Source organism: Streptomyces sp. NPDC038280 (assembly GCF_055600045.1).
Genome location: NZ_JBVJYZ010000016.1, coordinates 71,286 through 96,434 on the forward strand (window position 1 = coordinate 71,286; position 25,149 = coordinate 96,434).

A 25,149-nucleotide genomic window follows, 5' to 3' on the forward strand; every position below is an offset into this window, starting at 1 on the left:
GCGCCCGCCCCGGCCCCTTGGCGGACCCGTGGCCCCGAGCCCGCACGGTCGCGGGGCCCGTCCCCGGCCCTGTGGCGGATCCGTGGCCGCCCGGCGCCCGGCGCCCGCCCCGGCCCCTTGGCGGACCCGTGGCCCCGAGCCCGCACGGTCGCGGGGCCCGTCCCCGGCCCTGTGGCGGATCCGTGGCCGCCCGGCGACCGCCCCGTCCCCGGCCCCTTGGCGGACCCGTGGCCCCGAGCCCGCCCGGCGCCCGCCCCGGCCCCGGTCCCTTCGCGGATCCGCCGGCCCGAGCGGCCACGGCGCCGCACCGCCCGGAAGGCCCCCGCCGGGGCGAACCCTCCACCCCCTCAGTCATCTCACTCATTCGGGTGAGATCCCTGGCGGTTGTTCCTTCCGGGCGTCGACGATCGACAGAATCGTCCCGGCCGCAGGGGCGGGCCTGCGTGCTGTAGGGCCTGAAGGGGGCCACCGGAATGATCCGTATCAGCTCTTGGCTTCCCTTCCCGGCAGCGTCGCGAGGGCGGGCCGCCTCGTTGGACCGGACGTGGTTGCGCCGGCTGGCCCCGCTCGCGCTCCCCAGCGTGTGGGGCCTCGCGGCGATCAGCTGGAAGATGGGGTGCCCGCTGGCCCAGCAGGAGGGGCTGGCCACCCGGATCGCCACCAGCGTGGTGTTCTTCACCGTCGGCACCGGATTGGTCCTCGGTATCCGGCGGGGCCTGGCCCGGGAGCTCAAGCAGGTCCGGGCGATCGCGCAGGCCACCCAGCGGGTGCTGCTGCGGCCGCCGCCGGCCCGGCTGGACGGGCTGACGATCGCCGCCGGACAGCTCTCCGCGTCCCGGGGAGCGGAGATCGGCGGCGATCTCTACGAGGCCGTCGCCACCCCGCACGGCGTCCGCGTGGTGATCGGCGATGTGCGCGGTCACGGCATCGCCGCGATCGGGGCGGTCGCCGCGGTCCTCGGCAGCTTCCGGGAGGCCGCGTACGACGAGCCCGAACTCGCGGGCGTACTGCGGCGCCTCGACCGTGCCCACCAGCGCCATCTGCGGGAGCGTGCCCGCGACGAGCACCCGGCGGCCGGTGGGCGGGAGCCGGAGCATCCGGCGGCCGAGGAGTTCGTCACCGTACTCCTTCTGGAGATCCGGCCCGACGGTGAGGTCCTGGCGCTCAACTGTGGGCATCCTTGGCCCTATCGGCTGCTCAGGGGCGCCCACCCCGTCACGGCCGGGGACACGATGCCGCCGCTCGGCTGCTTTCCGCTGCCGGCCGAGCTGTCATCGCACCGGTGCGCGCGGCTGCTGCCGGGCGAGGCGCTGTTCCTGCACACCGACGGCGCCGAGGAGGCCCGCGACGCGGCCGGGCGCTTCTTCGCCCTGGAGGCGGTCCTCGCCGAGGCCGCGGCCGGCGCACCGGTGTCACCCGCGGCGGTGGTCCACCGCGTGCACGCCGCGCTGCTGCGGCACACCGGCGGCCGGGTCACCGACGACGTGGCGCTGCTGGTCCTGCGCAACGACCGTTCGCGGGTGCCGGCGCAGCCCCCGGACCAGGGTCTGCGCCGTTCCCGTCCAGCACCCTCCCGTCACTAGAGCCGTCAGGTGTTCCGTACGGCCGGCGCCGCCCGTCCTGCCGCGGAGTGTCGGGCAGATCAGCAGGACGGACGGCGCGGAGCGGGCCGCCGCACTGTTCGAGGGGGAGCCGGCGGCCCGGCCGCCTCCATGAGAGGCAGTTCAGTCAACCGGCGCGGGAGGCACGGCGGCAGAGTACGCGGGGCACGGATGCGGGCACTCCGTTCACACCCCGTGCGAATCCACCTCCACTACGCTGTGCGCCACGAGTCGTCAAAGGGGCCCACCATGCAGCCCAATACCCTGCTCGACGCCCTGCTCGACGAAGCGGGCGTCTCCCACGCGGGTCTCGCCGCGCACGTCAACCAGGTGGGCCGGTCCAGAGGCCTGGCGCTGCGGTACGAACACACCGCCGTGGCCCGCTGGTTGAAGGGCCAGCGCCCCCGGGGCCAGGTCCCGGACCTGATCTGCGAGGTGCTCGCCGCCCGGTTGCACCGGGTCGTCACCCTGGACGACATCGGGCTCGGCGTACCGGGCGGAGCGACCGAGCCCCATGGCTCACCGCTGTCCGGCTTCGTCGAGCGGGCCACCGCGCTGTGGCGCTCCGACGAGCAGCAGCGGCCGCACATACTCGGTGCCCCCGCCGTGACCGGCACACCCGCCGTGATGCCCGTATGGGAGTGGGAGAACCCGCCGGAGGACTCCGATGTGTCGCGCGACGGCCAGACGCGGGTGTCCATGTCCGACATCACCATGCTGCGCGCGGCCCGGGCGCACTACGAACTGATGTACCGCAAGGCGGGCGGGATCGCCACCCGTGCCCGCATCGTCGGCTTCCTCAACGCCGAGGCAGCGCCGCTGCTGCGCGGGGCCTACAACGACGCGCTGGGCCGCCAGTTGCACCGCGCCACCGGCGGCCTGGTGTCGGTGGCCGGCATCTGCGCGTACGACTCGGACGCCCACGGTCTCGCCCAGCGCTACTTCCACCAGGCGCTGCGGCTGGCCAAGGCGAGCGGCGACCGGGGGCTGGGCGCGTATGTGATCGCTCTGCTGGTCAACCAGTCGCTGTTCATGGGGGAGTACCGGCAGGCGGTCGCGTTCGCCGAGGCCGCGCTGCGCACCGCCGGGCGGCAGATCACCCCGGCGCTCGCCGCCGATCTGTACGCGATGCAGGCGAAGGCGTACGCGCACCTGGGCGACGGGGGCAGCGCCCTGGGCTGTATCAGACGGGCCGAGGCGGAGGCGGAGCGGATCCGCCCCGGACACGAGCCGGACGAGACCGGCTACGTCCAGCCGGGCCTGGTGAACGTCCAGGTCGCCGAGGCGCTGCTCAGTCTGGGTGATCTGCCGGCCGCGCGGGAGCACGCGGCCGCCGCCGTCGGGACCCCGGCGCACGACCGGGGCCGGGTGCACCGGCTCGCCATGCTCAGCCAGATCGAGCTGCGGCAGGGCGAGGCGGACCGCGCCGCGCGGACGGCGGTCGAAATGGCTGAGCGCGCCAGGGGGATGGAGTCGCAGCGCCTGCGGGACCGGCTGCGCGAGGTGCGCGAACAACTGGTGGCGAGTGGCTGCGGCGACGCCCGGGAGGCGGCCGAACTCATCGACGGGGCCTTGCGCGTTCCCCTGTGACCGTTCCCCTGTGCGGCGGCGCCTGCTGCGATATTGCCATCTACTTGTCGGAAGGTGGCAGAACAGTGCAGTGGACGAAACAAAGCGAACAGACTGTGTATGAGAACCGCTGGTTCAAGGTCAATCTCGCGGACGTCGCACTCCCGGACGGCCGCCACCTCGACCACTTCCTCATCCGGCTCCGCCCGGTCGCCGTCGCGACCGCCGTCAACGAGGCCAACGAAGTACTGATGCTGTGGCGGCACCGGTTCATCACCGACAGCTGGGGCTGGGAACTCGCCGCCGGCGTCGTCGAGGACGGCGAGGACATCGCCGCGGCGGCGGCCCGTGAGATGGAGGAGGAGACCGGCTGGCGACCCGGGCCGCTCCAGCACCTGCTCACCGTGGAGCCTTCCAACGGCCTCACCGACGCCCGCCACCATCTGTACTGGTCGCGGGAGGCCACGTACACCGGTCACCCCGTGGACGACTTCGAGTCCTCGCGCCGCGAATGGATACCGCTGAAGCTGGTCCCCGACATGATCGCCCGGGGCGAGATCCCGGCCGCCAACATGGCGGCCGGGCTGCTGATGCTGCATCACCTGCGGCTGGGCTGACCCCGCGATACGGCGAGGTCAGTGGCCGAGAGCCTGCCAGGCCGTCACCGCCAGCGCCCCCAGGGCGGTGAGCGCGGCCACGGCGGGCAGCGGCCACCTGGTGTGCTCGAGCGCCCCGACGCGCACGGCCAGATCGGTCAGCTCACGATCGATCTGGTCGTTGCGCTGGGCGAGCAGCGCCAGATGCCCGTCGATCCGGGCAAGGCCGACGTCGAGACTGCGGCGCAATTCGGCGAGCTCTTCGACGGCCACTAAATGACCGGGGTCGGTTGTCACGGACGGGCTCCTCTTCGGAAGAGTTGTACAGCGGACCCTTGACTGAGCGGGACCGAGTCAACTCTCCCTGGTGGGAGGGCGGGAGCGTGTGCGCAGGGCATATGCGGGCACGCCCCGCACACTCCGTGTGAATCAGGAGTACGGGTAGAAACCCGAGCCCGTCTTACGGCCGAGGCGCCCCGCGTCCACCATGCGCTGGAGCAGCGGGGGAGCGGCGTACAGCGGCTCCTTGAACTCCGCGTACATCGAGTCCGCGACCGAGGCAACCGTGTCCAGGCCGATGAGGTCCGAGAGCTTCAGCGGGCCCATCGGGTGGGCGCAGCCCATCTCCATGCCGTTGTCGATGTCCTCGCGGCTCGCGATGCCCGACTCGAACATCCGGATCGCGGAGAGCAGATACGGGATGAGCAGCGCGTTCACCACGAAGCCCGAGCGGTCCTGGGCGCGGATGGCGTGCTTGCCCAGCACCTTCTCCACCAGCACCTGGGCACGGCTGATCGTGCCCTCGGAGGTGGTGAGCGCGGGGATCAGCTCCACGAGCTGCTGCACCGGCGCCGGGTTGAAGAAGTGGATACCGATGACCTGGTCGGGACGGGACGTCGCGACGGCCAGCTTCACCAGCGGGATGGAGGAGGTGTTCGAGGCGAGGATGGCGTCCTGGCGGGTGACGACCTGGTCGAGGATCTGGAAGATCTCCGTCTTGACCTGCTCGTTCTCGACGACCGCCTCGATGACCAGGTCGCGGTCGGCGAACTCGCCCAGATCGGTGGTGAAGCTGAGCCGCGCCAGGGTCGCGTCGCGCTCCTCTTCGGTGATCTTGCCGCGCTCGGCGGCCTTCGACAGCGAGTTGAACAGCCGGGTACGGCCGATCTCCAGCGCTTCGCCGGTGGTCTCGGCGACCTTCACCTCGAGGCCGCTGCGGGCGCACACCTCCGCGATGCCCGCGCCCATCTGGCCACAGCCCACCACTCCGACGCGTGCAATGTCGGCCATTGAGTCCGTCACCTCGTGCCTTTCACTGATACCTGCGGCGGGCCTCCGTGTGATTCCGGCGCCCGCCTCGACCCCACGACGTTACTCCGCCCGTGCGTGTGGATGTCGTGCCGGGGCGGGCATGCTCTGCGCGTACGGGGGACATACCGGACGAAGGAGGGGCCATTTATGCCGCAAACAGGTGCACATACGACTCAGGGTGGAGCTGAGGGCGAAATCGGCCGCGAGGCCGGCGCCGCGTGGGAAGGCGCCGTCGTCGAAAGAGCCCGTGAGGGGGGCGTCGCCCGACGTGGATTCGTGGCGGGCGCGGCCGGCGCGCTCACGGCGCTTACCCTCGGCGCGGCCGCGAACGCCGCGCCCCTGACCTCGCCGACCGCCCCCTTCGTCCGGCGCGGGACGCCGGGCCGCCAGTTCCGCGGCATGTGGCTGGCCACCGTCCTCAACCGCGACTGGCCCTCGCGCCCCGGCCTCACCGCCCCCCAGCAGCGGACCGAACTGCTGGCCCACCTCGACACCGCCGTCGCCCGCCACCTCAACGCCGTCGTCCTCCAGGTCCGCCCCGCCGCCGACGCCCTGTGGCCCTCTCCGTACGAGCCCTGGTCGCAGTGCCTCACCGGAGTCCAGGGCCGCGATCCCGGCTGGGACCCGCTCGGCACCGCCGTCGAGGAGGCCCACTCCCGCGGTCTGGAGCTGCATGCCTGGTTCAATCCCTACCGGGTGGCGACCCACACCGACCCGACCCGGCTGGCCGAATCCCACCCGGCCCGGCTCCACCCCGACTGGGTCCTTCCGTACGGCGGGAAGCTCTACTACGACCCCGGGCTTCCCCAGGTCCGGGACTTCGTCCAGGACGCGATGCTCGACGCGGTCCGCCGCTACGACATCGACGCCGTGCACTGGGACGACTACTTCTACCCGTATCCGGTGGCCGGGCAGGTCTTCGGTGACGACGAGACCTTCGCCCGGTACGGCGCGGAGTTCCCGGACAGGGCCGCCTGGCGGAGGAACAACACCGACCGGCTGGTCAGCGGGATGGCCGAGCGGATCAAGGACATCAAGGAGGAGGTGAGGTTCGGCATCAGTCCCTTCGGCGTGTGGCGCAACGCCTCCACCGACCCGTCCGGCTCGGACACCCGCGCGGGAGTGCAGACCTACGACGACCTCCACGCCGACACCCGTGGATGGGTGCGGGAGGGCTGGATCGACTACGTCGTGCCGCAGCTGTACTGGAACATCGGCTTCGCCGCGGCCGACTACGCCACGCTGCTGCCCTGGTGGAACGACGTGGTCCGGGGCACAGGTGTCCAGCTGTACATCGGCGAGGCGCTCCACAAGGCGGGCGACCCCGCCCAGGGGGCTCCCTGGCAGGACCCGGCCGAACTCTCCCGGCACCTGACCCTCGCCGAGGAGTACCCACAGGTGCGCGGCCACTGCTTCTTCTCGGCGAAAGAGGTGACGGCGGACCGGATCGGGGCGATGGCCACCGTGGTGGCCGATCACTACCCGACCAGGGTCCGTCCGCCGCGGTGATTCGCGCTCAGGCGGGACCGGATTCCTGGCGGTGCCGCACGACGGTGTCGGGGCCCGGGGACATCAGGGCCTCGTGACCGTCGTCGTCGAATCGGACCCGGTAGGGGGGCGTGCCGTTCTCGCCCAGTACTTCGACGACCTGGGCCGTACGGTCGTGATGACCGACGGTCCGGCCGTGCACCAGCAACTTGTCGCCCACGCTCGCTTGCATCGGGAGTGACCTCCTCGTGCCCGGCCTTCGTACTTCGGAGTCTACGTCCGCCATTGTGACCCGGGTGGCCCTCCGGCGCACGGCCAGGCATCCGCCGGCCCGCCCGGTCGGCCACCGGGTCAGCTGCTCGCGCGCTGGGTGACCGCGATATCACCCGGCCCGGCGCTGGAGTCTTCCGTGCCACACCGCGCTCCGGCGCGATCGAGCCCGGTGACACCTCCTGGCAGCAGGTCACGCTCAGCGCCGACGCGCCGGGTGAGCTTCGCGGGCGTCGCGGGACCGGCCGAGATCGCCGAGGGCGTCCGCCGGCTGCGCACGGCCTACGACGAGCTGCCACGGGGCTGACCGCGTCGCCCGGACGCGCCGGGGAGGGGTGCGCCCGGACGAGAAGGCACCGCCCGGAGCCGTGTCACCCACCGCTGACAACTCCCCTGTGGCCTGCGAGGCTTCGGACATGAGTGAGACGACCCACGGCGCACCCGGCACCCCGGCGGCTACGAGATCTCCACCGACCCCGCCCGCCTCGACCCGGCACGCATCCACCACTGGCTCTCCACCGACGCCTACTGGGCCCTCGGCCGTACCCGCGAGCACCAGGACCGCGCCAGCACCGGGTCGCTCAACTTCGGCGCGTACGACCCGGCTTCCGGAGAGATCGTCGGCTACGCCCGTGTGGTCACCGACCACGCCACCTTCGCCTGGCTCTGCGACGTCTACGTCGACCGCGCCGCGCGCGGCAAGGGCCTCGGCACCACCCTCGTGGAGGCGGTCCGCGACCACCTGGCGCCGCTCGGACTGCGCCGGATCATGCTGGCGACCGCCGACGCCCACGGCGTCTACGAGAAGATCGGTTTCACGCCACTGGAGGACCCGGGGATCTGGATGAATCTCGACCTGAACCGACCGTAGACCCGCCGCCCCGCACCTCTTGACCTGCGGCGCTCCCGGCCTCACGATCTCGCCCATGGGTCTACGGGTCACGCTGGTCGCCGCGGCGCGCAGCTGCTCCCTGCTCGCCGAGCGGTTCGACGACGACCGGCCGCTCGACCAGGAGGGCTGGCACGAGGTGCGGCTCGCCGCGCACGCGCTGGTGCCGCTGGGCGCGGCCGAGCTGCGCTACTGCTCGCCGACCGAGCGCAGCCGCGCCACCGGCCGGGCGCTCGGCTTCGCGCCGCTCGCTCAGCCCGCCCTCCGCGACTGCGACATGGGCCGCTGGCGGGGCTTCACCCTCGCCGAGGTGGCCGCCCAGGACCCGGCCGCCGTCGACGCCTGGCTCGGCGATCCGCGTACTGCCCCGCACGGCGGGGAGCCGCTGCTGTCGTTCATCACCCGCATAGGGGGCTGGCTGGAGACCCGCCCCGCCGAGGACGGCGCCATCGTCGCCGTCGCCGAGCCCGCTGTCGTGCGTGCGGCCCTGGTGTACGCCCTGAAGGCACCGCCCGCGGCGTACTGGAACGTGGACGTCCGCCCTCTGTCCACGGTCACCCTCACCGGCCGCCCGGGCCGCTGGAACCTGTGCCTCGTGCCGGGCGCAGGGTGACGCGTCCCGTGTGACGGGCGCCGTGCCACGCGCCCCGTGACCCGTGACCGCGGTCCGCGACGCTCACCGCCCTGGCGACCGGTCCGGACGTCCCGCCGAAGGACTCCCCGACCGGGCGCCTCTCCGCGCTCCGGGCACGGATCGGGGACGCGGCGGCGGGCTCGCCCGGCGCGAGCGGTTAGCCTGAGGGAACAATGAATCGTTTGACCACGTCATGGGGCGAGTTCGCCCTCACCCGCTTTCCCGAGGACCCGCGCGACACCCTCCGCGCCTGGGACGCCGCCGACGAGTATCTGCTGCGCCACCTGGCTGAGCGCGCCGACGTCGACCTGTCCGGGTCCGTCGTGGTCGTCGGCGACCGGTGGGGGGCCCTGGTCACGGCGCTCGCCGCGCACGCGCCCGTACAGATCTCCGACTCGTACCTCGGCCACCGGGCCACCCTCGCCAACCTGGAACGCGCGGGCGCCGACACCGGTGCCGTACGTCTCCTGTCGCCCCGGGACACCCCGCCCGAGCGGATCGACGTCCTGCTGATCCGCGTCCCCAAGAGCCTGGCGCTCCTGGAGGACCAGCTGCATCGACTGGCACCCGCCCTGCACGAGGGCACGGTCGTCATCGGTACGGGCATGGTGAAGGAGATCCACACCTCGACGCTGAACCTGTTCGAGCGGCTCGTCGGCCCGACCCGGACGTCCCTGGCCGTGAAGAAGGCCCGGCTCATCCACTCCACGCCCGACGTCTCACGGGCCCGTCCGGCCAGCCCCTGGCCGTACTCCTACGCGCTGCCGTCCGACGCCGCGACGGTCGCCGGCCGGACCGTCACCAACCACGCCGGTGTCTTCTGCGCCGACCGGCTCGACATCGGCACGCGCTTCTTCCTCCAGCACCTTCCCCCGGCCGGCGCTCCCGGCCGCCGGATCGTCGACCTGGGCTGCGGAAACGGTGTCGTCGGGCTGGCCGCCGCGCTGACCGAACCCGACGCGGAGCTCCTCTTCGTCGACGAGTCGTACCAGGCGGTGGCGTCCGCCGAGGCGACCTTCCGGGCCAACGCCGGCGCCGGCGCGAAGGCGGAGTTCGTGGTTGGTGACGGGCTGTCCGACGTGCCGGCCGACTCAGTGGACCTGGTACTCAACAATCCGCCCTTCCACAGCCACCAGGCGACCACGGACGCGACCGCCCGCCGCATGTTCAGCGGAGCGCGCCGGGCCCTGCGCCCCGGTGGTGAGCTCTGGGTCGTCGGCAACCGGCACCTGGGCTACCACGTGACACTGCGCCGCATCTTCGGCAACAGTGAACTCGTCGCGAGTGACCCGAAGTTCGTCGTCCTGCGGGCCGTGAAGAAGTAGCCGCCCCGGAATCAGTAGCCCGACGGCCGCACCAGCCCCGTCTCGTACGCGAAGACCGCCGCCTGCGTCCGGTCGCGCAGGCCCAGCTTGACCAGCATCCGGCTCACATGGGACTTCACGGTCTGCTCGGCCACGACCAGGTGCTTGGCGATCTCCGCGTTCGACAGGCCCTGGGCGATCAGCGCCAGGACCTCCGTCTCCCGTTCCGTCAGGTCGCCGAGGCGCTCCTTGAGCGGGGCGCGCGGGGCGCTGCTCATCCGGGAGAACTCGGTGATCAGCCGCTTGGTGATGTTCGGTGCGAGCAGGGCGTCCCCCGCGGCCACCACGCGCACCGCCTGGGCGAGTTCGTCGGCCGACGCGTCCTTCAGCAGGAAACCCGACGCGCCCGCGCGCAGCGCCTCGTACACGTACTCGTCGAGGTCGAAGGTGGTCAGGACGAGGACCTTGACGGTGGCCCCCTCGGGTTCGGTGATCCGCCGGGTCGCCTCGATGCCGCCGAGTTCCGGCATCCGTATGTCCATCAGGACCACATCGGGATCGAGTTCGGCGACTCTCGCGATGGCGTCGAGGCCGTCCACGGCCTGCCCGACGACCTCGATCCCGGGCTCGGCGTCGAGCAGCACCGTGAAGCCCTGGCGGATCATCATCTGGTCGTCGGCGATCAGCACGCGAATGGTCATGAACGGTTCTCCAGGTCCAGCGGAAGCGTGGCGACTACTTCGTAACCGCCGCCGGGCGTCGGACCGTTGGCGAGTTCGCCGCCCAGCATGCCAGTGCGCTCCCGCATGCCCAGCACCCCGTGCCCCACCCGCTGCGAGGGCGCCGGAGGAGCGGTCGGCGCGGTATTGGTGACCCGGACCGTGAGACTCGCCGCCCGGTAGCCGAGCTCGACCCGTACGCGCGCGCCCGGGGCGTGCCGCATGGCGTTGCTGAGCGCCTCCTGCACGATCCGGAACGCCGACAGTTCGACGCCCGGCGACAGCGGACGCCGCTCGCCGGTGATGTCGGTGGAGACCTCGACCCCGGCGCCCCGCACATTGCCGACCAGCTCGTCCAGCCTGTCCAGGGTGGGCTGCGGGGCGTGGCGGATCCCCTTCGCCAGGGCGTCTTCCGACCGCAGCACGCCGAGCACGCGGCGCAGTTCGGTGAGCGCCTCGACGGCGTTGCCGCGTATCCCGGCGAGGTTCTCCTTCAGTTCGTCGGACGGGTTCTCCACGAGGTGCGGGGCGACCTGCGCCTGGATGGAGATCACCGACATGTGGTGGGCGACGACGTCGTGCAGCTCCCGGGCGATGCGGTTGCGTTCCTCCAGGAGGGTGCGGCGGGAGCGCTCCTCGGCGGTCAGTACCTCCTGCTCGACCAGCTGTGTCCGGGCCACCCGGCCGATGCGCAGCGACGCTCCGACGACCACCGCCGTGGCGAAGGCGACGGCGCCCCGTTCGACGACGACATTGTGCTCGGGCCCGGCCAGAGCCGTGTTGAGCGCGCCCGAAAGCACGGTGATCGCCAGCGCCAGGACCGACGCCAGGGGCCGGACCCGCAGGGCCAGGAGGAGCAGGACGAGCGTCTGCAGCGCGATGCCCCAGACGCTCCAGGGCCAGACGATGTCGCGGCCGACGCGGGCCTCCCCGACCATCCCGGTCACGAAGAGCGTGAGCGTCGACAGCCACCACGCCGGCACCGGGCGGAACATCGCGAGAACCGCGGCCCCCGCCTGGAACAGGACGAGTACCGACATGTTCGTCGGCACCGCCATCCGCTCGTAGTCGCTCATGTCGCCGCCGGCCATGAGGATCACGAACAGCACCGCATGGGCGTGGGGCAGCCGGCCGAGCCAGCGCTGCCGCGGCAGCGGATCCGCGGCCAAGGTCCACAGGTCCTCACGGAAGGCGCGCGGCACCGCGCTGACCGCCGCGCGCAGCCGATCCCAGTCTTCCGGCTTCACCCGGCGTCCCCCGTCCTCATGAGCACGACGTCAACCCTAGGTGTATTGATCACGACGCGCCGCCTTGCGCCGGTCGGGCTCCCCCTCGCGCACGACGATGCTCCCTCCCCGTCCGCCTCCCTGTTCGTATGTGTGGAAGGCCGCCCAGCACACCAGCAGGGCGAGTGCGAACAGCGGAAGCCACGCCAGCCTGGCCGGCACCCACTCGCTCCCATCGGGCACGGTGTGCAGGCCGGGCACAGCGCCGGAGCCGGCGAGCAGGCCGAGCGCGGTGACCGCGATCATCGCGGTCTGGTGCCACAGGAAGACCGTCATCGCGGAAAGGTTCACCAGTGCCACCGCGGCCCAGGCGATGGGGCGGCGCAGCACCCTCCGCAGGGGGCCGAGCAGCAGCAGCGCCGCCCCGCACTGGGCGAGGCCGAAGCAGACGGCGGCCAGTGTCGGCGGGTTGAGGTTCGAGACGGCGGCGCCGGGGACGCCGACCATGGACGCCGGGTATCCGGCGAACAGGACCAGCAGGACGGTGGCCGTGGTGCCCCCGCCGAGCAGGGCCCACCCGCTGGTGCGGGAACTCAGCCCGCCCCGGGCCCAGGCCGCGCCCAGGCAGTAGGGGACCAGCCAGCCCGCCGCCACATTGATCCAGCCCAGCCACTGCGGCCCGCCGAGGCCGAACCGGATCAGGTCGACATGGAGCACCACGGCCAGGGGCCACAGCGGGTGGAGCGCGGCCACCAGTGGCGTCGCCGCCGTCAGAGCCGCGAAGACCATCAGGAACCAGAGCGGGGACAGCACCAGTTTGCCCAGCGTGTGCACGGTCGCCCAGGACACCCCCGAGACGAGCATGAGGCCCGCCGCGACCGCCCATACGGTCAGGAGGGCCGCCACGGGCCGGAACAGCCGTCCCAAGCGTGCGGCGAGCCACCGGCCGTACGTCTCGCCCCGGGCCCGGGCCGAGGCGTAGCTCCCGGCGCCCACCTGGCCTCCGACCAGGAAGAAGACGGCCAGGGTCTGGAAGACCCAGGAGACCGGGGTCAGTTCCGGCATGAAATGGAGCGGGCTGGCCGCCCGGACGGTGCCGGTGTCGACGATCAGGGCGGTGACCAGCCAGTGGCCGAGGACCACCCCGAGGATCGCGAGGGCGCGCAGCGCGTCGACGGCCCGGTCGCGGCCGGGCGGGGTCGCGGCGTCGATGCGCCGGGCGAGCTCACGCATGACGGCCGTTCATGATCCGCGCGATGCTCGCGAGGGCGGTCGAGCCGGGCCGGAGGTAGTCGCTGTGGCCCGCCGCGCCCGCGTCGAAGGTCCGGGCGCCGAACTCCCGCGACACCGGGTCTCCGCCGAACCCCACGTCGGCGAAGCCCAGGGGGAGCCGGCCGTGCGGCACGAAGGCAATCCAGTCGGCGGACCCCCGGCCCGCCCACACCGTGGCCCGGGTGCGCAGGGCCGCGGCGTTGTCGTAGCCGGTGCCGGGACTCCCGTAGAGAACGATGTCCGCGACTTCGAGCCCGGAGGCGGCGCGCGCGCAGACCACCGAGCCGTACGAGTGGCACAGCAACGACGTCCGGGCGGCGGGCTTCAGCGCCCTCAACTCCTCGATGAAGGCGCGCAGTCGGGGCGCGGCGTCTTCGGCCCGCCCCGAGGTGAGGATCCGCGGGCCGACCGTGCTCGGCGTCGGGTAGCCGAGCCAGGCGATGACGGCGGAACGGCCGCCCATCTGCCGGTGGAGCGCCGACGAGCCGGCCCCCAGACGCCCGTAGGTGTCAAGACTCGTGTCGGAGCCGGGCACCAGGACGGCGATCCGGACGGCGCGGGACAGGTCGCCGAAGACCTCGACGCTGCGCCCGCCGTCGCGGCCGTCGAAGGCGAGGAAGTGACGCGCCGGGTCCGCCATGGCCTCCAGCGAGGCTGCCCGCTTGCGGTCGCCGTGGGCGGAGGCCATGCGCGCGGCGGCCCGGATCCCGTTCCGGTGGGCGGCGTACCGCGCGGCGAGGGCGGCGGGCGCCGCGTCACGCAGCGGCGCGAGGCGGGCGGGCCCTGGTGCGGGCACGGCCGCCGGGCCGGCCGCGCCCGCCACCGGCACCGCGACCGAGGCGGTGACGAGCACCGCGAGCAGGGTGCGGCGCAGACGGCTGCCGCGGATGCGGAACGCCATGGGAGATCCTTTCGGCCGGACGGACGCGTGTTTCCGGAACCGAAGTTATGGATCTAGCCCTGTCGTCCGCGTCCCACCAGGGGGTGCACCTGCCGACTGGCTCTCAGGTATGAGGGGTAGGGGGTGCGTCGCCCCGGACACAGGTCCGCCCCGGCGGGCGGAGGCCTGCCGGGGCGGAACGGACGGGGACGCGGGAACGCCCCGTCAGGGACTAGCCGAGAGTGGCGATCGCCTGGTTGAAGGTCGCCGACGGGCGCATGACCGCCGAGGCCTTCGCCGGGTCGGGCTGGTAGTAGCCACCGATCTCGGCGGGCGAGCCCTGAACGGCGATCAGCTCGTCGACGATGGTCCGCTCCTGCTCGGACAGCGTCTTGGCCAGGGCCGCGAACGCCTCCGCGAGCTGCGCGTCCTCGGTCTGCCGCGCCAGCTCCTGCGCCCAGTACAGGGCCAGGTAGAAGTGGCTGCCGCGGTTGTCGATGCCACCGAGCTTGCGGCTCGGCGACTTGTCCTCGTTGAGGAAGGTGCCGGTCGCGCGGTCGAGGGTGTCGGCGAGGACCTGGGCGCGGGCGTTGCCCGTGGTCGTCGCGAGGTGCTCGAAGCTGACCGCGAGCGCGAGGAACTCGCCCAGGCTGTCCCAGCGGAGGTAGTTCTCCTTGACCAGCTGCTGGACGTGCTTCGGCGCGGAGCCGCCGGCGCCGGTCTCGAACAGACCGCCACCGTTCATCAGCGGGACGACGGAGAGCATCTTGGCGCTGGTGCCCAGCTCCAGGATCGGGAAGAGGTCCGTCAGGTAGTCACGCAGGACGTTGCCGGTGACCGAGATGGTGTCCTCGCCGCGGCGGATGCGCTCCAGGGAGAACGCCGTCGCCTCGACCGGCGACATGATCTCGATCTGCAGGCCCTCGGTGTCGTGGTCGGCCAGGTACGTCCGGACCTTCTCGATGAGGGTGGCGTCGTGCGCGCGGCCCTCGTCGAGCCAGAACACGGCCGGGTTGCCGGTCGCGCGGGCACGGGTCACGGCGAGCTTGACCCAGTCCTGGATCGGCAGGTCCTTGGTCTGGCACATGCGGAAGATGTCGCCGGCGCCGACCAGCTGCTCCAGGACGACGTTGCCGGCGCCGTCGACGACCCGCACGGTGCCCGGGGTCGCGATCTCGAACGTCTTGTCGTGGCTGCCGTACTCCTCGGCCTTCTGCGCCATCAGACCGACGTTGGGAACCGAGCCCATCGTCGACGGGTCGAAGGCGCCGTTGGCCCGGCAGTCGTCGATGACGACCTGGTACACGCCGGAGTAGCTGCTGTCCGGGAGGACGGCGAGGGTGTCGGCCTCCTGGCCGTCCGGGCCCCACATGTGGCCGGAGGTGCGGATCATGGCCGGCATGGAGGCGTCGACGATGACATCGCTCGGCACGTGCAGGTTGGTGATGCCCTTGTCGGAGTCGACCATCGCGAGGGCGGGGCCCTCGGCGATCTCGGCCTCGAAGGAGGCCTTGATCTCGTCGCCCATGTGGGGCAGCGACTCCAGGCCCTTCAGGATGGCGCCGAGGCCGTCGTTCGGCGACAGGCCGGCCGCGACGAGCGCCTCGCCGTACTTCGCGAAGGTCTTCGGGAAGAAGGCGCGCACCACGTGACCGAAGACGATGGGGTCGGAGACCTTCATCATCGTGGCCTTCAGGTGCACCGAGAACAGCACGCCCTCGGCCTTGGCGCGGGCGACCTGCTCCGCGAGGAACTCGCGCAGGGCGGCGACGCGCATGACGGACGCGTCGACGACCTCACCCGCGAGGACGGGTACCGACTCGCGCAGCACGGTGGTGGAGCCGTCCTCGCCCGCGAGCTCGATGCGCAGCGAGCCGGCCTCGGCCACGACCGCGGACTTCTCGGTGGAGCGGAAGTCGTCGGCGCCCATGGTGGCGACGTTCGTCTTCGACTCGGGCGACCAGGCACCCATGCGGTGGGGGTGCGCCTTGGCGTAGTTCTTCACCGACGCCGGTGCGCGGCGGTCGGAGTTGCCCTCGCGCAGGACCGGGTTGACGGCGCTGCCCTTGACCTTGTCGTAGCGGGCGCGGATCTCGCGCTCCTCGTCGGTCTTGGGGTCGTCCGGGTAGTCCGGCAGCGCGTAGCCCTGCGCCTGAAGCTCGGCGACGGCCGCCTTCAGCTGCGGGATCGAGGCCGAGATGTTCGGCAGCTTGATGATGTTGGCCTCGGGCGTCTTCGCCAGTTCGCCGAGCTCGGCGAGGGCGTCGTCGATGCGCTGCCCCTCTTCGAGACGCTCGGGGAAGCTGGCGATGATCCGGCCGGCCAGGGAGATGTCACGGGTCTCGACATTCACCCCGGCGGTAGACGCGTACGCCTGGATCACGGGGAGGAACGAGTAGGTCGCCAGGGCAGGCGCCTCGTCAGTGTGGGTGTAGATGATGGTCGAGTCAGTCACCGGGTGCTCCGCTCCACGTCTGCGTCTGCGAGATTGCTCGACATCAAGATATCTCGTGAGCGCCCCCGTCTCGACAGACCCCTTCTCTCGCTTCGCCGATCTTCTCTCCGTATCCCTCATGCGGAGCGCCGATGCGAACTAGGCTCGTTCAGTGGATCACTCACGACCGTGGACCATTGCATAAAACTGCAGTGATGCGTATAGTCATGCCATCGACAAGGAGGGTTCGATGACGGTACGTGCAGCAGTGGCAGGAGCGAGCGGATACGCGGGCGGAGAGGTCCTGCGTCTGCTTCTCTCCCACCCCGAGGTGGAGATCGGCGCCCTGACCGGTTTCTCCAACGCGGGTCAGCGGCTCGGCTCCCTGCAGCCGCATCTGCTGCCGCTGGCCGACCGCGTCCTCGAGCCGACCACCGCCGAGGTGCTCGCCGGGCAGGACCGACCGCACGACGTCGTCTTCCTCGCGCTCCCGCACGGCGAGTCCGCCGCGGTCGCGGAGCAGCTCGGGCCTGACGTCCTCGTCATCGACATGGGCGCCGACCACCGGCTGAAGGACTCCTCGGACTGGGAGAAGTTCTACGGCTCCCCGCACGCCGGCACCTGGCCGTACGGCCTGCCCGAGCTCCCGGGCGCCCGCGCGGCCCTGGAGGGCTCCCGGCGCATCGCGGTGCCCGGCTGCTACCCGACCGCCGTGTCCCTCGCGCTCTTCCCGGCGTACGAGAGCGGCCTGGCCGAGCCGGAGGCCGTCGTCGTCGCGGCCACCGGCACCTCCGGCGCGGGCAAGGCCCTCAAGCCTCATCTGCTCGGCTCCGAGGTCATGGGCTCCATGAGCCCGTACGGCGTCGGCGGCGGCCACCGGCACATCCCGGAGATGATCCAGAACCTCGACACGGTGGCCGGCGAGAAGGTGACGGTGTCCTTCACGCCGACCCTCGCGCCGATGGCCCGCGGCATCCTCGCCACCTGCTCGGCCAAGGCGAAGCCGGGCGTCACGGCGGAGACCGTGCGGGCCGCCTACGAGAAGGCCTTCGCCGACGAGGCGTTCGTCCACCTGCTCCCCGAGGGGCAGTGGCCGGCGACCGCGTCCGTCTACGGTTCCAACGCCGTTCAGGTCCAGGTCGCCTACGACGAGGCGGCGCAGCGGATCATCGCGATCAGCGCCATCGACAACCTCACCAAGGGCACCGCCGGCGGCGCGGTGCAGAGCATGAACATCGCCCTCGGGTTCGCCGAGGAGACCGGTCTTTCCACGATTGGAGTTGCGCCGTGAGCGTGACCGCAGCGAAGGGATTCACGGCGGCGGGCATCGCCGCCGGGATCAAGGAGAACGGCAACCCGGACCTGGCCCTCGTGGTCAACAACGGGCCCCGTCAGGCCGCGGCGGGCGTCTTCACCTCCAATCGCGTCAAGGCCGCGCCGGTCCTCTGGTCCGAGCAGGTCCTCAAGGGCGGGGAGGTGTCCGCCGTCGTCCTCAACTCCGGTGGCGCCAACGCCTGCACGGGTCCCAAGGGCTTCCAGGACACGCACGCGACGGCGGAGAAGGCGGCCGAGGTGCTCGGCATCGGCGCCGGCGAGGTCGCCGTCGCCTCCACCGGCCTCATCGGCGTCCTCCTCCCGATGGACAAGCTGCTGCCGGGCGTCGAGAGGGCCGCCGGTGAGCTCTCCGAGCACGGCGGCGAGAAGGCCGCCATCGCCATCAAGACCACCGACACCGTCCACAAGACCTCCGTGGTGACGAAGGACGGCTGGACCGTCGGCGGCATGGCCAAGGGCGCGGGCATGCTCGCCCCCGGCCTCGCCACCATGCTCGTCGTCCTCACCACCGACGCCGACCTCGACGCCCCGACGCTCGACAAGGCCCTGCGCGACGCCACCCGGGTCACCTTCGACCGGGTCGACTCCGACGGCTGCATGTCGACCAACGACACGGTCCTGCTGCTCGCCTCCGGCGCGGCCGCGGTGACGCCGGCGTACGAGGAGTTCGCCGAGGCCGTACGGACCGTCTGCGACGACCTCGCCCGCCAGCTCATCGGCGACGCCGAGGGCGCCAGCAAGGACATCCGTATCGAGGTGATCAACGCCGCCTCCGAGGACGACGCCGTCGAGGTGGGCCGCTCCATCGCCCGCAACAACCTCCTCAAGTGCGCCATCCACGGCGAGGACCCCAACTGGGGCCGGGTGCTCTCCGCCATCGGCACCACGAAGGCCGCGTTCGAGCCCGACCAGCTCAATGTCGCCATCAACGGCGTCTGGGTCTGCAAGAACGGCGGCGTCGGCGAGGACCGCGACCTGGTCGACATGCGCTACCGGGAGGTCAAGATCACCGCTGACCTGGCCGCGGGCAGTGAGTCGGCCGTCATCTGGGCCAACGACCTCACCGCCGACTACGTCCACGAGAACAGCGCGTACAGCTCATGAGCCAGACACGGAAGCACACGGCCCTGCCCAAGGCGCAGATCCTCATCGAGGCCCTGCCCTGGCTCACCCGCCACCACGGCAAGACCGTCGTCATCAAGTTCGGCGGCAACGCCATGATCGACGAGGACCTGAAGGCGGCCTTCGCCCAGGACGTCGTCTTCCTGCACCACGCCGGCCTCAAGCCGGTCGTCGTGCACGGCGGCGGCCCGCAGATCAGCGCGCAGCTCGACCGGCACGGCCTGGTCAGCGAGTTCAAGGCCGGCCTTCGGGTGACCACGCCCGAGGCCATGGACGTCGTCCGCATGGTGCTGGCCGGCAAGGTCCAGCGGGAGCTCGTGGGGCTGCTCAACGAACACGGTCCGCTCGCGGTCGGCATGACCGGCGAGGACGCCCACACCATCACCGCCACCCAGCACTTCCCGCAAATAGACGGCGAGTCCGTGGACATCGGCCGGGTCGGCGAGATCACCTCGGTCGACGCGGGCGCGATCGAGGCGCTCCTGAAGGACGGCCGTATCCCGGTCGTCTCCTCCATCGCCCGCAGCGCCGACGACAACCACGTCTACAACGTCAACGCCGACACGGCGGCGGCCGCGCTCGCCGCGGCCCTCGGCGCCGAGACGCTGATGGTCCTCACCGACGTCGAGGGACTCTACGAGGACTGGCCGCACAGCGACGAGGTGATCAGCCGGCTCACGGCGAGCCAGCTGGAGAAGCTGCTGCCCGAGCTCTCCAGCGGCATGGTCCCCAAGATGGAGGGCTGCCTCCACGCCGTGCGCAACGGGGTCACCACCGCCCGTGTGATCGACGGCCGGGTCCCGCACTCGATCCTGCTGGAGATCTTCACCGACGAGGGAATCGGCACGATGGTCGTGCCCGACGGCCGGGGGGCGTCATGAGCGGCACGAGCGGCAACGAAGCACTGGCCCTGCGCTGGCAGGGCGCGCTGATGGACAACTACGGCACGCCGAAGCTGTCCCTGGCGCACGGCGAGGGCGCGAAGGTCTGGGACGCCGACGGCACCGAGTACATCGACTTCGTCGGCGGAATCGCGGTCAACGCACTCGGCCACGCCCACCCGGCCGTCGTCGAGGCGGTCTCCCGGCAGATCGCCTCGCTCGGCCATGTCTCCAACCTCTTCGTCGCCGAGCCGCCCGTCGCCCTCGCCGAGCGGCTGCTCCAGCTCTTCGGCCGCCCGGGCAGGGTCTTCTTCTGCAACTCCGGCGCCGAGGCCAACGAAGCCGCCTTCAAGATCGGCCGGCTCACCGGACGGCCGCACATGGTCGCCACCACGGGCGGGTTCCACGGCCGCACCATGGGCTCCCTCGCCCTGACCGGCCAGCCCGGCAAGCAGGAGCCGTTCCTGCCGCTGCCCGGCGAGGTCACGCATGTGCCGTACGGAGACGTCGACGCCCTGCGCGCCGCCGTCACCGAACGGACCGCTTTCGTGATCATCGAGCCGATCCAGGGCGAGAACGGCGTGGTCGTGCCCCCCGCCGGGTATCTGAAGGCCGCCCGCGAGATCACCCGCGCCACCGGCACCCTGCTCGTCCTCGACGAGGTGCAGACCGGCATCGGTCGCACCGGGCACTGGTTCGAGCACCAGGGCCACGACGGCGTGGAGCCGGACGTCGTCACCCTCGCCAAGGGCCTCGGCGGGGGGCTGCCGCTCGGCGCGACCGTCGCCTTCGGCGCGGCCGCCGACCTACTGAAGCCCGGTCACCACGGCACGACCTTCGGCGGCAACCCGGTGTCCTGCGCCGCGGGGCTCGCCGTGATCGACACCCTCGCGGCCGACGGGACGCTCGACGCGGTGAAGCGACTCGGCGAGAAGGTGCGGGAGGGAACCGAGGCGCTCGGCCACCCGCTGGTCTCCCACGTCCGTGGCGCGGGTCTGCTGCTGGGTATCGTGCTCACCGAGCCCCTCGCGCCCCAGGTGCAGAAGGCGGCTCAGGACGCCGGCCTCCTGGTGAACGCGCCCGCCCCCGACGTCGTACGGCTCATGCCGCCGCTGATCATCGGGGACGACGAGGTGGACACGTTCCTCCGGGCCCTGCCCGGCGTCCTCGACGCGGTGTACCAGGCAGGACGATCCGGGGAATGAGACGACGACGATGACCGACGCGCAGGACACCGAGCACGGCGGGCCGTCCGTTCCGCAGACCCGTACCGCGCGGCACCGGCGGATCGTGGACATCCTCAACCGGCAGCCGGTCCGCTCGCAGAGCCAGTTGGCGAAGCTGCTCGCGGACGACGGGCTGAGCGTCACCCAGGCGACGCTCTCCCGGGACCTGGACGAACTGGGCGCGGTGAAGATCCGCAACACCGGCGGCGAGCTGATCTACGCGGTACCGAGCGAGGGTGGTTTCCGCACCCCGCAGGCGCCGCTCGGCGAGTCGGCCAAGGAGGAGCGCATGCGGCGCCTCTCCGGTGAACTGCTGATCTCCGCCGAGGCGTCGGCCAACCTCGTGGTCCTGCGTACTCCGCCGGGCGCCGCGCAGTTCCTCGCGTCGGCCATCGACCAGGCGGAGCTGAACGACATCCTCGGCACCATCGCCGGAGACGACACCCTGATGCTCATCTCCCGCGACCCGGCCGGCGGCCAGGCGCTCGCCGACCATCTGCTGCGCCTCGCGCAGAACGACCGCTAGGGCGCCCGATCAGTAGCGGGTGATCGCCGTCGGTCCGCCGCTGGTCCCGATCGCGATGGACGGGCGGCGGGCCGGTTCGGCCCAGGCGAGGATGCGGGCCATCGCCCCGGCCGGTACGGAGACGCAGCCGGCCGTCGCCCCGCGCCCGTCGACGTGCAGGAAGATCCCGGCGCCCCGGCCGCGCACCGGCCGGTCGTAGTTGAAGCCGATGACGAGCGCGTGCGCGTACTGCGTCCCGTAGGTGACCAGATGCTCTGCCTCGGCCGCCCGGCAGTCCGGCGGCAGCCCCTCGACCCAGCGGTTGTACGCCCCTGAGGCGTTGTCCTGGCACCACCAGGACCGCTCGGTCACCCGGCGGTAGGCGTACGAGGTCCCGGCGGGTGCGGCCTTGTTCCCGAAGGCGTACGGCAGTGCGTACAGACCGGTCGGCGTGGTGGACGTCCCCTGCACCCGCCGCCCGCCCTCCGTCAGCCCGTTCTTCCCGAACCGGGCGGGCGCCGACCCTGCCTCGATCCAGTGCCGGCCCCGGCGGTCCCACCAGGTCACCCTGCCGGTGGTGGACCCGGCGCGCGGCGCCTCGGCGGTGATCAGCTGACTGCCGCCGCCGGTATCGGCCATGCGGGCCGGCAGCGGGGGCGGAGCGTCTTGACCCGCGAGCAGACCGACCAGGACGGCGCCGAGCGCGAGAACGGTACGCATGCTCGCGACGCTAGGGCCGGCCCGCGCGGCGGGCCACGCGGACGGGGCCGTTCGGCGCCCGTACGCCCATCGATCACAGAGTCTCGGCCCGATGACCAGCTCCTTTGCGCCGGCGTTGACAAAACATACGGAGCTCTGCATAGTTATACCCATCAGTGATTGCAAGGTAAGGAGAAACCCGTGACCGAGCGCGTCGTACTCGCCTACTCGGGCGGCCTGGACACCTCCGTCGCCATCGGCTGGATCGCCGAGGAGACGGGTGCCGAGGTCATCGCCGTCGCCGTGGACGTCGGCCAGGGCGGCGAGGACCTGGACGTCATCCGCAAGCGCGCGCTCGCCTGCGGTGCGGTCGAGGCCGAGGTCGCGGACGCCAAGGACGAGTTCGCCGACGAGTACTGCCTCCCGGCGATCAAGGCAAACGCCCTCTACATGGACCGCTACCCGCTGGTCTCGGCGCTCTCCCGGCCGACCATCGTCAAGCACCTCGTCGCCGCCGCGAAGAAGCACAACGCCGGCATCGTCGCCCACGGCTGCACCGGCAAGGGCAACGACCAGGTGCGGTTCGAGGCGGGCATCCAGGCGCTGGGCCCGGATCTGAAGTGCATCGCGCCGGTCCGTGACTACGCGATGACCCGGGACAAGGCCATCGCCTTCGCCGAGAAGGCGAACCTGCCGATCGCGACCACGAAGAAGTCCCCGTACTCCATCGACCAGAACGTCTTCGGCCGGGCCGTCGAGACCGGCTTCCTCGAGGACATCTGGAACGCGCCGATCGAGGACATCTACGAGTACACGCAGAACCCGGCCGTCGCCCGCGAGGCCGACGAGGTCGTCATCTCCTTCAAGGAGGGCGTCCCCGTCGCCATCGACGGCAGGCCCGTCACCGTCCTGCAGGCCATCCAGCAGCTCAACGAGCGCGCCGGAGCCCAGGGCATCGGCCGGATCGACATGGTCGAGGACCGGCTCGTGGGCATCAAGTCCCGTGAGGTGTACGAGGCCCCCGGCGCGATCGCCCTGATCACCGCCCACCAGGAGCTCGAGAACGTCACCGTCGAGCGCGAGCTGGCCCGCTACAAGCGGCAGGTCGAGCAGCGCTGGGGCGAGATGGTCTACGACGGTCTGTGGTTCTCCCCGCTCAAGCGGGCCCTGGACGGCTTCATCAACGAGGCGAACCAGCACGTCACCGGTGACATCCGGATGACCCTGCACGGCGGTCGCGCCGTCGTCACCGGCCGGAAGTCGGAGGAGTCGCTCTACGACTTCAACCTGGCGACCTACGACTCCGGCGACACCTTCGACCAGTCGAAGGCGCAGGGCTTCATCGACATCTTCGCGCTGTCCGCGAAGATCGCCGCACGGCGTGACCTCGCGTAAGTACGACTCGTTCGACAGCCGCCTCCCTGTTCCTCCGCCGGGGGAAGGGGAGGCGGCGGCGTATCCCACCCTTGTCTTGAGGAGCATGCAGTGAGCAGCAACAACGGTGACGTCCGGCTCTGGGGCGGCCGGTTCGCCGACGGTCCGGCCGAGGCGCTGGCGAAGCTGTCCGCGTCGGTCCACTTCGACTGGCGGCTCGCGCCGTACGACATCGCCGGCTCCCGTGCCCACGCGCGCGTGCTCCACCGGGCGGGCCTGCTGACGGCCGACGAACTCACGCGCATGCTGGCCGGTCTCGACCAGCTCGAGGCCGATGTGGCGGACGGCTCCTTCGTCGGCACCATCGCCGACGAGGACGTCCACACCGCACTGGAGCGGGGTCTGCTCGAGCGCCTCGGCGCCGACCTCGGCGGCAAGCTGCGCGCCGGCCGGTCCCGCAACGACCAGGTCGCCACCCTCTTCCGGATGTACCTGCGCGACCACGCGCGGATCATCGGCGGCCTCATCGCCGACCTCCAGAACGCGCTGGTGGGCCTCGCCGAGGCGCACGCGGACGTCGCCATGCCCGGCCGTACGCACCTCCAGCACGCGCAGCCGGTGCTCTTCGCCCACCATGTCCTGGCCCACGTGCAGTCCCTCTCCCGGGACGGCGAGCGGCTGCGCCAGTGGGACACGCGGACCGCGGTCTCGCCGTACGGCTCCGGAGCCCTGGCCGGCTCCTCGCTCGGCCTGGACCCCGAGGCGGTCGCCCGGGACCTGGGCTTCGAGCGCGGCTCGGTCGGCAACTCCATCGACGGCACGGCCTCGCGCGACTTCGTCGCCGAGTTCGCCTTCATCACCGCGATGATCGGCGTGAACCTGTCGAGGATCGCCGAGGAGGTCATCCTCTGGAACACGAAGGAGTTCTCCTTCGTGACCCTGCACGACGCCTTCTCGACCGGCTCGTCGATCATGCCGCAGAAGAAGAACCCCGACATCGCCGAGCTGGCCCGCGGCAAGTCCGGTCGACTCATCGGCAATCTGACCGGGCTCCTCGCGACCCTCAAGGCCCTCCCGCTCGCCTACAACCGGGACCTGCAGGAGGACAAGGAGCCGGTCTTCGACTCCTGCGACCAGCTGGAAGTCCTGCTCCCCGCCTTCACCGGCATGATGGCCACGCTCACCGTCAACCGGGAGCGCATGGAGGAGCTGGCCCCGGCCGGTTTCTCCCTCGCCACCGACATCGCCGAGTGGCTGGTCAAGCAGGGCGTGCCCTTCCGGGTGGCGCACGAGGTCGCCGGCGAATGCGTCAAGGAGTGCGAGAGCCTCGGGATCGAGTTGGACGAGCTGACCGACGAGCAGTTCGCCAAGATCTCCGAGCACCTGACCCCCGAGGTCCGGACGGTCCTCGACGTCCCCGGCGCGCTCGCCTCCCGCAACGGCCGGGGCGGCACCGCTCCCTCGGCCGTCGCCACCCAGCTGGTCGAGGTGAAGGCGGACCTGGTGATCCAGCAGGCCTGGGCCGCCGCCAAGAAGTAGTTCGGCAAGAGCACCTCAGCGGGTCACAGCGCCGCCGCCCACTGCGCGAGCGCGTCGAAGTCCGGTCGGACCAGTCCGATCCGGGGATCGATGTGCGGCAGCAGGGCGGCGGCGACGTGTTTCTGCTCCACGAACGCGCGGTCGTACGGCGTGATGTCGTCGTCGACCCACGCGAAGGGCCGCCCGGCGGCCTACGGATTCAGCGGGCCGTCCACGTCGATCAGCAACAGCGGCTTCATGGTCACAGCAATTCCTCGCGCCTCGATGAGGCATGA

At 71.7% G+C, this 25,149-nt stretch carries 23 protein-coding genes; 14 read left to right on the forward strand and 9 right to left on the reverse strand.

The annotated features are described in order from the left end of the window. Positions 1 to 473: 473 nt before the first annotated feature. The 3 genes from ACZ7J0_RS26885 (at position 474) to ACZ7J0_RS26895 (ending at position 3,787) form a co-directional block, all read left to right on the forward strand. Positions 474 to 1,583, forward strand: a complete 1,110-nt coding sequence (locus tag ACZ7J0_RS26885; RefSeq protein WP_470891513.1) for a PP2C family protein-serine/threonine phosphatase — start codon at positions 474 to 476, stop codon at positions 1,581 to 1,583. Between the two features lie 267 nt (positions 1,584 to 1,850). Continuing rightward, the gene (locus ACZ7J0_RS26890; RefSeq protein ID WP_470891515.1) at positions 1,851 to 3,191 is read left to right on the forward strand and encodes a transcriptional regulator; all 1,341 of its coding nucleotides are present in this window, start codon (positions 1,851 to 1,853) and stop codon (positions 3,189 to 3,191) included. 65 nt (positions 3,192 to 3,256) lie between these two features. Beyond that, complete coding sequence (locus ACZ7J0_RS26895; protein WP_468709384.1) at positions 3,257 to 3,787, forward strand: NUDIX hydrolase; 531 nt, start codon at positions 3,257 to 3,259, stop codon at positions 3,785 to 3,787. Between the two features lie 18 nt (positions 3,788 to 3,805). Here ACZ7J0_RS26895 and ACZ7J0_RS26900 read toward each other — a convergent pair whose 3' ends face one another. After that, positions 3,806 to 4,063, reverse strand: coding sequence for a hypothetical protein (locus ACZ7J0_RS26900; protein ID WP_470891517.1), 258 nt, complete (start codon positions 4,061 to 4,063; stop codon positions 3,806 to 3,808). 132 nt (positions 4,064 to 4,195) lie between these two features. Next, a complete protein-coding gene (locus ACZ7J0_RS26905) occupies positions 4,196 to 5,056 on the reverse strand; it encodes a 3-hydroxybutyryl-CoA dehydrogenase (RefSeq protein ID WP_468709381.1) in 861 nt (286 codons plus the stop codon). Positions 5,057 to 5,353: 297 nt separating this feature from the next. Between ACZ7J0_RS26905 and ACZ7J0_RS26910 the strand changes: the two genes are divergently transcribed. Continuing rightward, positions 5,354 to 6,586 (forward strand): glycoside hydrolase family 10-like protein, encoded by a 1,233-nt coding sequence (locus ACZ7J0_RS26910; RefSeq protein WP_470891520.1) that lies wholly within the window; start codon positions 5,354 to 5,356, stop codon positions 6,584 to 6,586. Between the two features lie 7 nt (positions 6,587 to 6,593). On the opposite strand, the gene ACZ7J0_RS26915 is transcribed toward ACZ7J0_RS26910, so the two are convergent. Next, positions 6,594 to 6,797 (reverse strand): DUF1918 domain-containing protein, encoded by a 204-nt coding sequence (locus ACZ7J0_RS26915; RefSeq protein WP_468709379.1) that lies wholly within the window; start codon positions 6,795 to 6,797, stop codon positions 6,594 to 6,596. A gap of 501 nt (positions 6,798 to 7,298) precedes the next feature. On the opposite strand from ACZ7J0_RS26915, the gene ACZ7J0_RS26920 reads away from it, so the two are divergent. The 3 genes from ACZ7J0_RS26920 (at position 7,299) to ACZ7J0_RS26930 (ending at position 9,683) form a co-directional block, all read left to right on the forward strand. After that, a complete protein-coding gene (locus tag ACZ7J0_RS26920; RefSeq protein ID WP_470891659.1) occupies positions 7,299 to 7,706 on the forward strand; it encodes a GNAT family N-acetyltransferase in 408 nt (135 codons plus the stop codon). Between the two features lie 55 nt (positions 7,707 to 7,761). Continuing rightward, a complete protein-coding gene (locus ACZ7J0_RS26925) occupies positions 7,762 to 8,337 on the forward strand; it encodes a histidine phosphatase family protein (protein WP_470891522.1) in 576 nt (191 codons plus the stop codon). A 194-nt stretch (positions 8,338 to 8,531) separates the two neighbouring features. Beyond that, positions 8,532 to 9,683 (forward strand): methyltransferase, encoded by a 1,152-nt coding sequence (locus ACZ7J0_RS26930; RefSeq protein WP_470891524.1) that lies wholly within the window; start codon positions 8,532 to 8,534, stop codon positions 9,681 to 9,683. A gap of 11 nt (positions 9,684 to 9,694) precedes the next feature. Here ACZ7J0_RS26930 and ACZ7J0_RS26935 read toward each other — a convergent pair whose 3' ends face one another. The 5 genes from ACZ7J0_RS26935 to ACZ7J0_RS26955 form a co-directional block, all read right to left on the reverse strand. After that, entirely contained in the window at positions 9,695 to 10,363 is a 669-nt protein-coding gene (locus ACZ7J0_RS26935; RefSeq protein WP_470891526.1) for a response regulator, read from the reverse strand. Continuing rightward, on the reverse strand, positions 10,360 to 11,628 hold the full coding sequence (locus ACZ7J0_RS26940; protein ID WP_470891527.1) for a sensor histidine kinase: 1,269 nt from the start codon (positions 11,626 to 11,628) through the stop codon (positions 10,360 to 10,362). The genes ACZ7J0_RS26935 and ACZ7J0_RS26940 overlap by 4 nt, the downstream gene beginning before the upstream one ends. Before the next feature lie 36 nt (positions 11,629 to 11,664). Beyond that, positions 11,665 to 12,840: an acyltransferase family protein gene (locus ACZ7J0_RS26945; RefSeq protein ID WP_470891529.1), complete on the reverse strand. Its 1,176-nt coding sequence runs from the start codon at positions 12,838 to 12,840 to the stop codon at positions 11,665 to 11,667. Beyond that, the gene (locus tag ACZ7J0_RS26950; RefSeq protein ID WP_470891531.1) at positions 12,833 to 13,780 is read right to left on the reverse strand and encodes an alpha/beta hydrolase; all 948 of its coding nucleotides are present in this window, start codon (positions 13,778 to 13,780) and stop codon (positions 12,833 to 12,835) included. Before ACZ7J0_RS26950 ends, ACZ7J0_RS26945 begins: the two co-directional genes overlap by 8 nt. Positions 13,781 to 13,991: 211 nt before the next feature. Next, on the reverse strand, positions 13,992 to 16,214 hold the full coding sequence (locus ACZ7J0_RS26955) for an NADP-dependent isocitrate dehydrogenase (RefSeq protein WP_470891533.1): 2,223 nt from the start codon (positions 16,212 to 16,214) through the stop codon (positions 13,992 to 13,994). A gap of 229 nt (positions 16,215 to 16,443) precedes the next feature. Between ACZ7J0_RS26955 and argC the strand changes: the two genes are divergently transcribed. From argC to ACZ7J0_RS26980, 5 genes are read left to right on the forward strand one after another with little or no spacing between them, the layout of a single operon-like run. Beyond that, positions 16,444 to 17,484 (forward strand): N-acetyl-gamma-glutamyl-phosphate reductase, encoded by a 1,041-nt coding sequence (argC, locus tag ACZ7J0_RS26960; RefSeq protein ID WP_470891535.1) that lies wholly within the window; start codon positions 16,444 to 16,446, stop codon positions 17,482 to 17,484. Continuing rightward, positions 17,481 to 18,632 carry a bifunctional glutamate N-acetyltransferase/amino-acid acetyltransferase ArgJ gene (argJ, locus tag ACZ7J0_RS26965; protein WP_470891537.1) on the forward strand — a complete coding sequence of 384 codons (1,152 nt, stop codon included), beginning with the start codon at positions 17,481 to 17,483 and terminating at the stop codon, positions 18,630 to 18,632. Before argC ends, argJ begins: the two co-directional genes overlap by 4 nt. Continuing rightward, complete coding sequence (argB, locus tag ACZ7J0_RS26970; protein ID WP_470891539.1) at positions 18,629 to 19,531, forward strand: acetylglutamate kinase; 903 nt, start codon at positions 18,629 to 18,631, stop codon at positions 19,529 to 19,531. Before argJ ends, argB begins: the two co-directional genes overlap by 4 nt. Continuing rightward, the gene (locus ACZ7J0_RS26975) at positions 19,528 to 20,736 is read left to right on the forward strand and encodes an acetylornithine transaminase (RefSeq protein WP_470891541.1); all 1,209 of its coding nucleotides are present in this window, start codon (positions 19,528 to 19,530) and stop codon (positions 20,734 to 20,736) included. The genes argB and ACZ7J0_RS26975 overlap by 4 nt, the downstream gene beginning before the upstream one ends. Positions 20,737 to 20,746: 10 nt before the next feature. Then, a complete protein-coding gene (locus ACZ7J0_RS26980; protein ID WP_468709363.1) occupies positions 20,747 to 21,283 on the forward strand; it encodes an arginine repressor in 537 nt (178 codons plus the stop codon). A 9-nt stretch (positions 21,284 to 21,292) separates the two neighbouring features. On the opposite strand, the gene ACZ7J0_RS26985 is transcribed toward ACZ7J0_RS26980, so the two are convergent. Next, positions 21,293 to 21,982: a L,D-transpeptidase family protein gene (locus tag ACZ7J0_RS26985; RefSeq protein WP_470891543.1), complete on the reverse strand. Its 690-nt coding sequence runs from the start codon at positions 21,980 to 21,982 to the stop codon at positions 21,293 to 21,295. A gap of 180 nt (positions 21,983 to 22,162) precedes the next feature. Between ACZ7J0_RS26985 and ACZ7J0_RS26990 the strand changes: the two genes are divergently transcribed. Both ACZ7J0_RS26990 and argH read left to right on the forward strand, forming a co-directional pair. Next, positions 22,163 to 23,356 (forward strand): argininosuccinate synthase, encoded by a 1,194-nt coding sequence (locus tag ACZ7J0_RS26990; protein WP_470891545.1) that lies wholly within the window; start codon positions 22,163 to 22,165, stop codon positions 23,354 to 23,356. A gap of 90 nt (positions 23,357 to 23,446) precedes the next feature. After that, a complete protein-coding gene (gene argH / locus ACZ7J0_RS26995) occupies positions 23,447 to 24,874 on the forward strand; it encodes an argininosuccinate lyase (RefSeq protein ID WP_470891547.1) in 1,428 nt (475 codons plus the stop codon). Positions 24,875 to 25,149 lie beyond the last annotated feature (275 nt).

Coding starts and splice junctions, on each gene's coding strand:
- ACZ7J0_RS26935 (WP_470891526.1), bottom strand. CDS start 10,363: ATGACCATTCGCGTGCTGATCGCCGACGACCAGATGATGATCCGCCAG.
- ACZ7J0_RS26885 (WP_470891513.1), top strand. CDS start 474: ATGATCCGTATCAGCTCTTGGCTTCCCTTCCCGGCAGCGTCGCGAGGG.
- ACZ7J0_RS26890 (WP_470891515.1), top strand. CDS start 1,851: ATGCAGCCCAATACCCTGCTCGACGCCCTGCTCGACGAAGCGGGCGTC.
- argC (WP_470891535.1), top strand. CDS start 16,444: ATGACGGTACGTGCAGCAGTGGCAGGAGCGAGCGGATACGCGGGCGGA.
- ACZ7J0_RS26945 (WP_470891529.1), bottom strand. CDS start 12,840: ATGCGTGAGCTCGCCCGGCGCATCGACGCCGCGACCCCGCCCGGCCGC.
- argB (WP_470891539.1), top strand. CDS start 18,629: ATGAGCCAGACACGGAAGCACACGGCCCTGCCCAAGGCGCAGATCCTC.
- ACZ7J0_RS26985 (WP_470891543.1), bottom strand. CDS start 21,982: ATGCGTACCGTTCTCGCGCTCGGCGCCGTCCTGGTCGGTCTGCTCGCG.
- ACZ7J0_RS26980 (WP_468709363.1), top strand. CDS start 20,747: ATGACCGACGCGCAGGACACCGAGCACGGCGGGCCGTCCGTTCCGCAG.
- ACZ7J0_RS26915 (WP_468709379.1), bottom strand. CDS start 6,797: ATGCAAGCGAGCGTGGGCGACAAGTTGCTGGTGCACGGCCGGACCGTC.
- ACZ7J0_RS26950 (WP_470891531.1), bottom strand. CDS start 13,780: ATGGCGTTCCGCATCCGCGGCAGCCGTCTGCGCCGCACCCTGCTCGCG.
- ACZ7J0_RS26930 (WP_470891524.1), top strand. CDS start 8,532: ATGAATCGTTTGACCACGTCATGGGGCGAGTTCGCCCTCACCCGCTTT.
- ACZ7J0_RS26905 (WP_468709381.1), bottom strand. CDS start 5,056: ATGGCCGACATTGCACGCGTCGGAGTGGTGGGCTGTGGCCAGATGGGC.
- ACZ7J0_RS26925 (WP_470891522.1), top strand. CDS start 7,762: ATGGGTCTACGGGTCACGCTGGTCGCCGCGGCGCGCAGCTGCTCCCTG.
- ACZ7J0_RS26975 (WP_470891541.1), top strand. CDS start 19,528: ATGAGCGGCACGAGCGGCAACGAAGCACTGGCCCTGCGCTGGCAGGGC.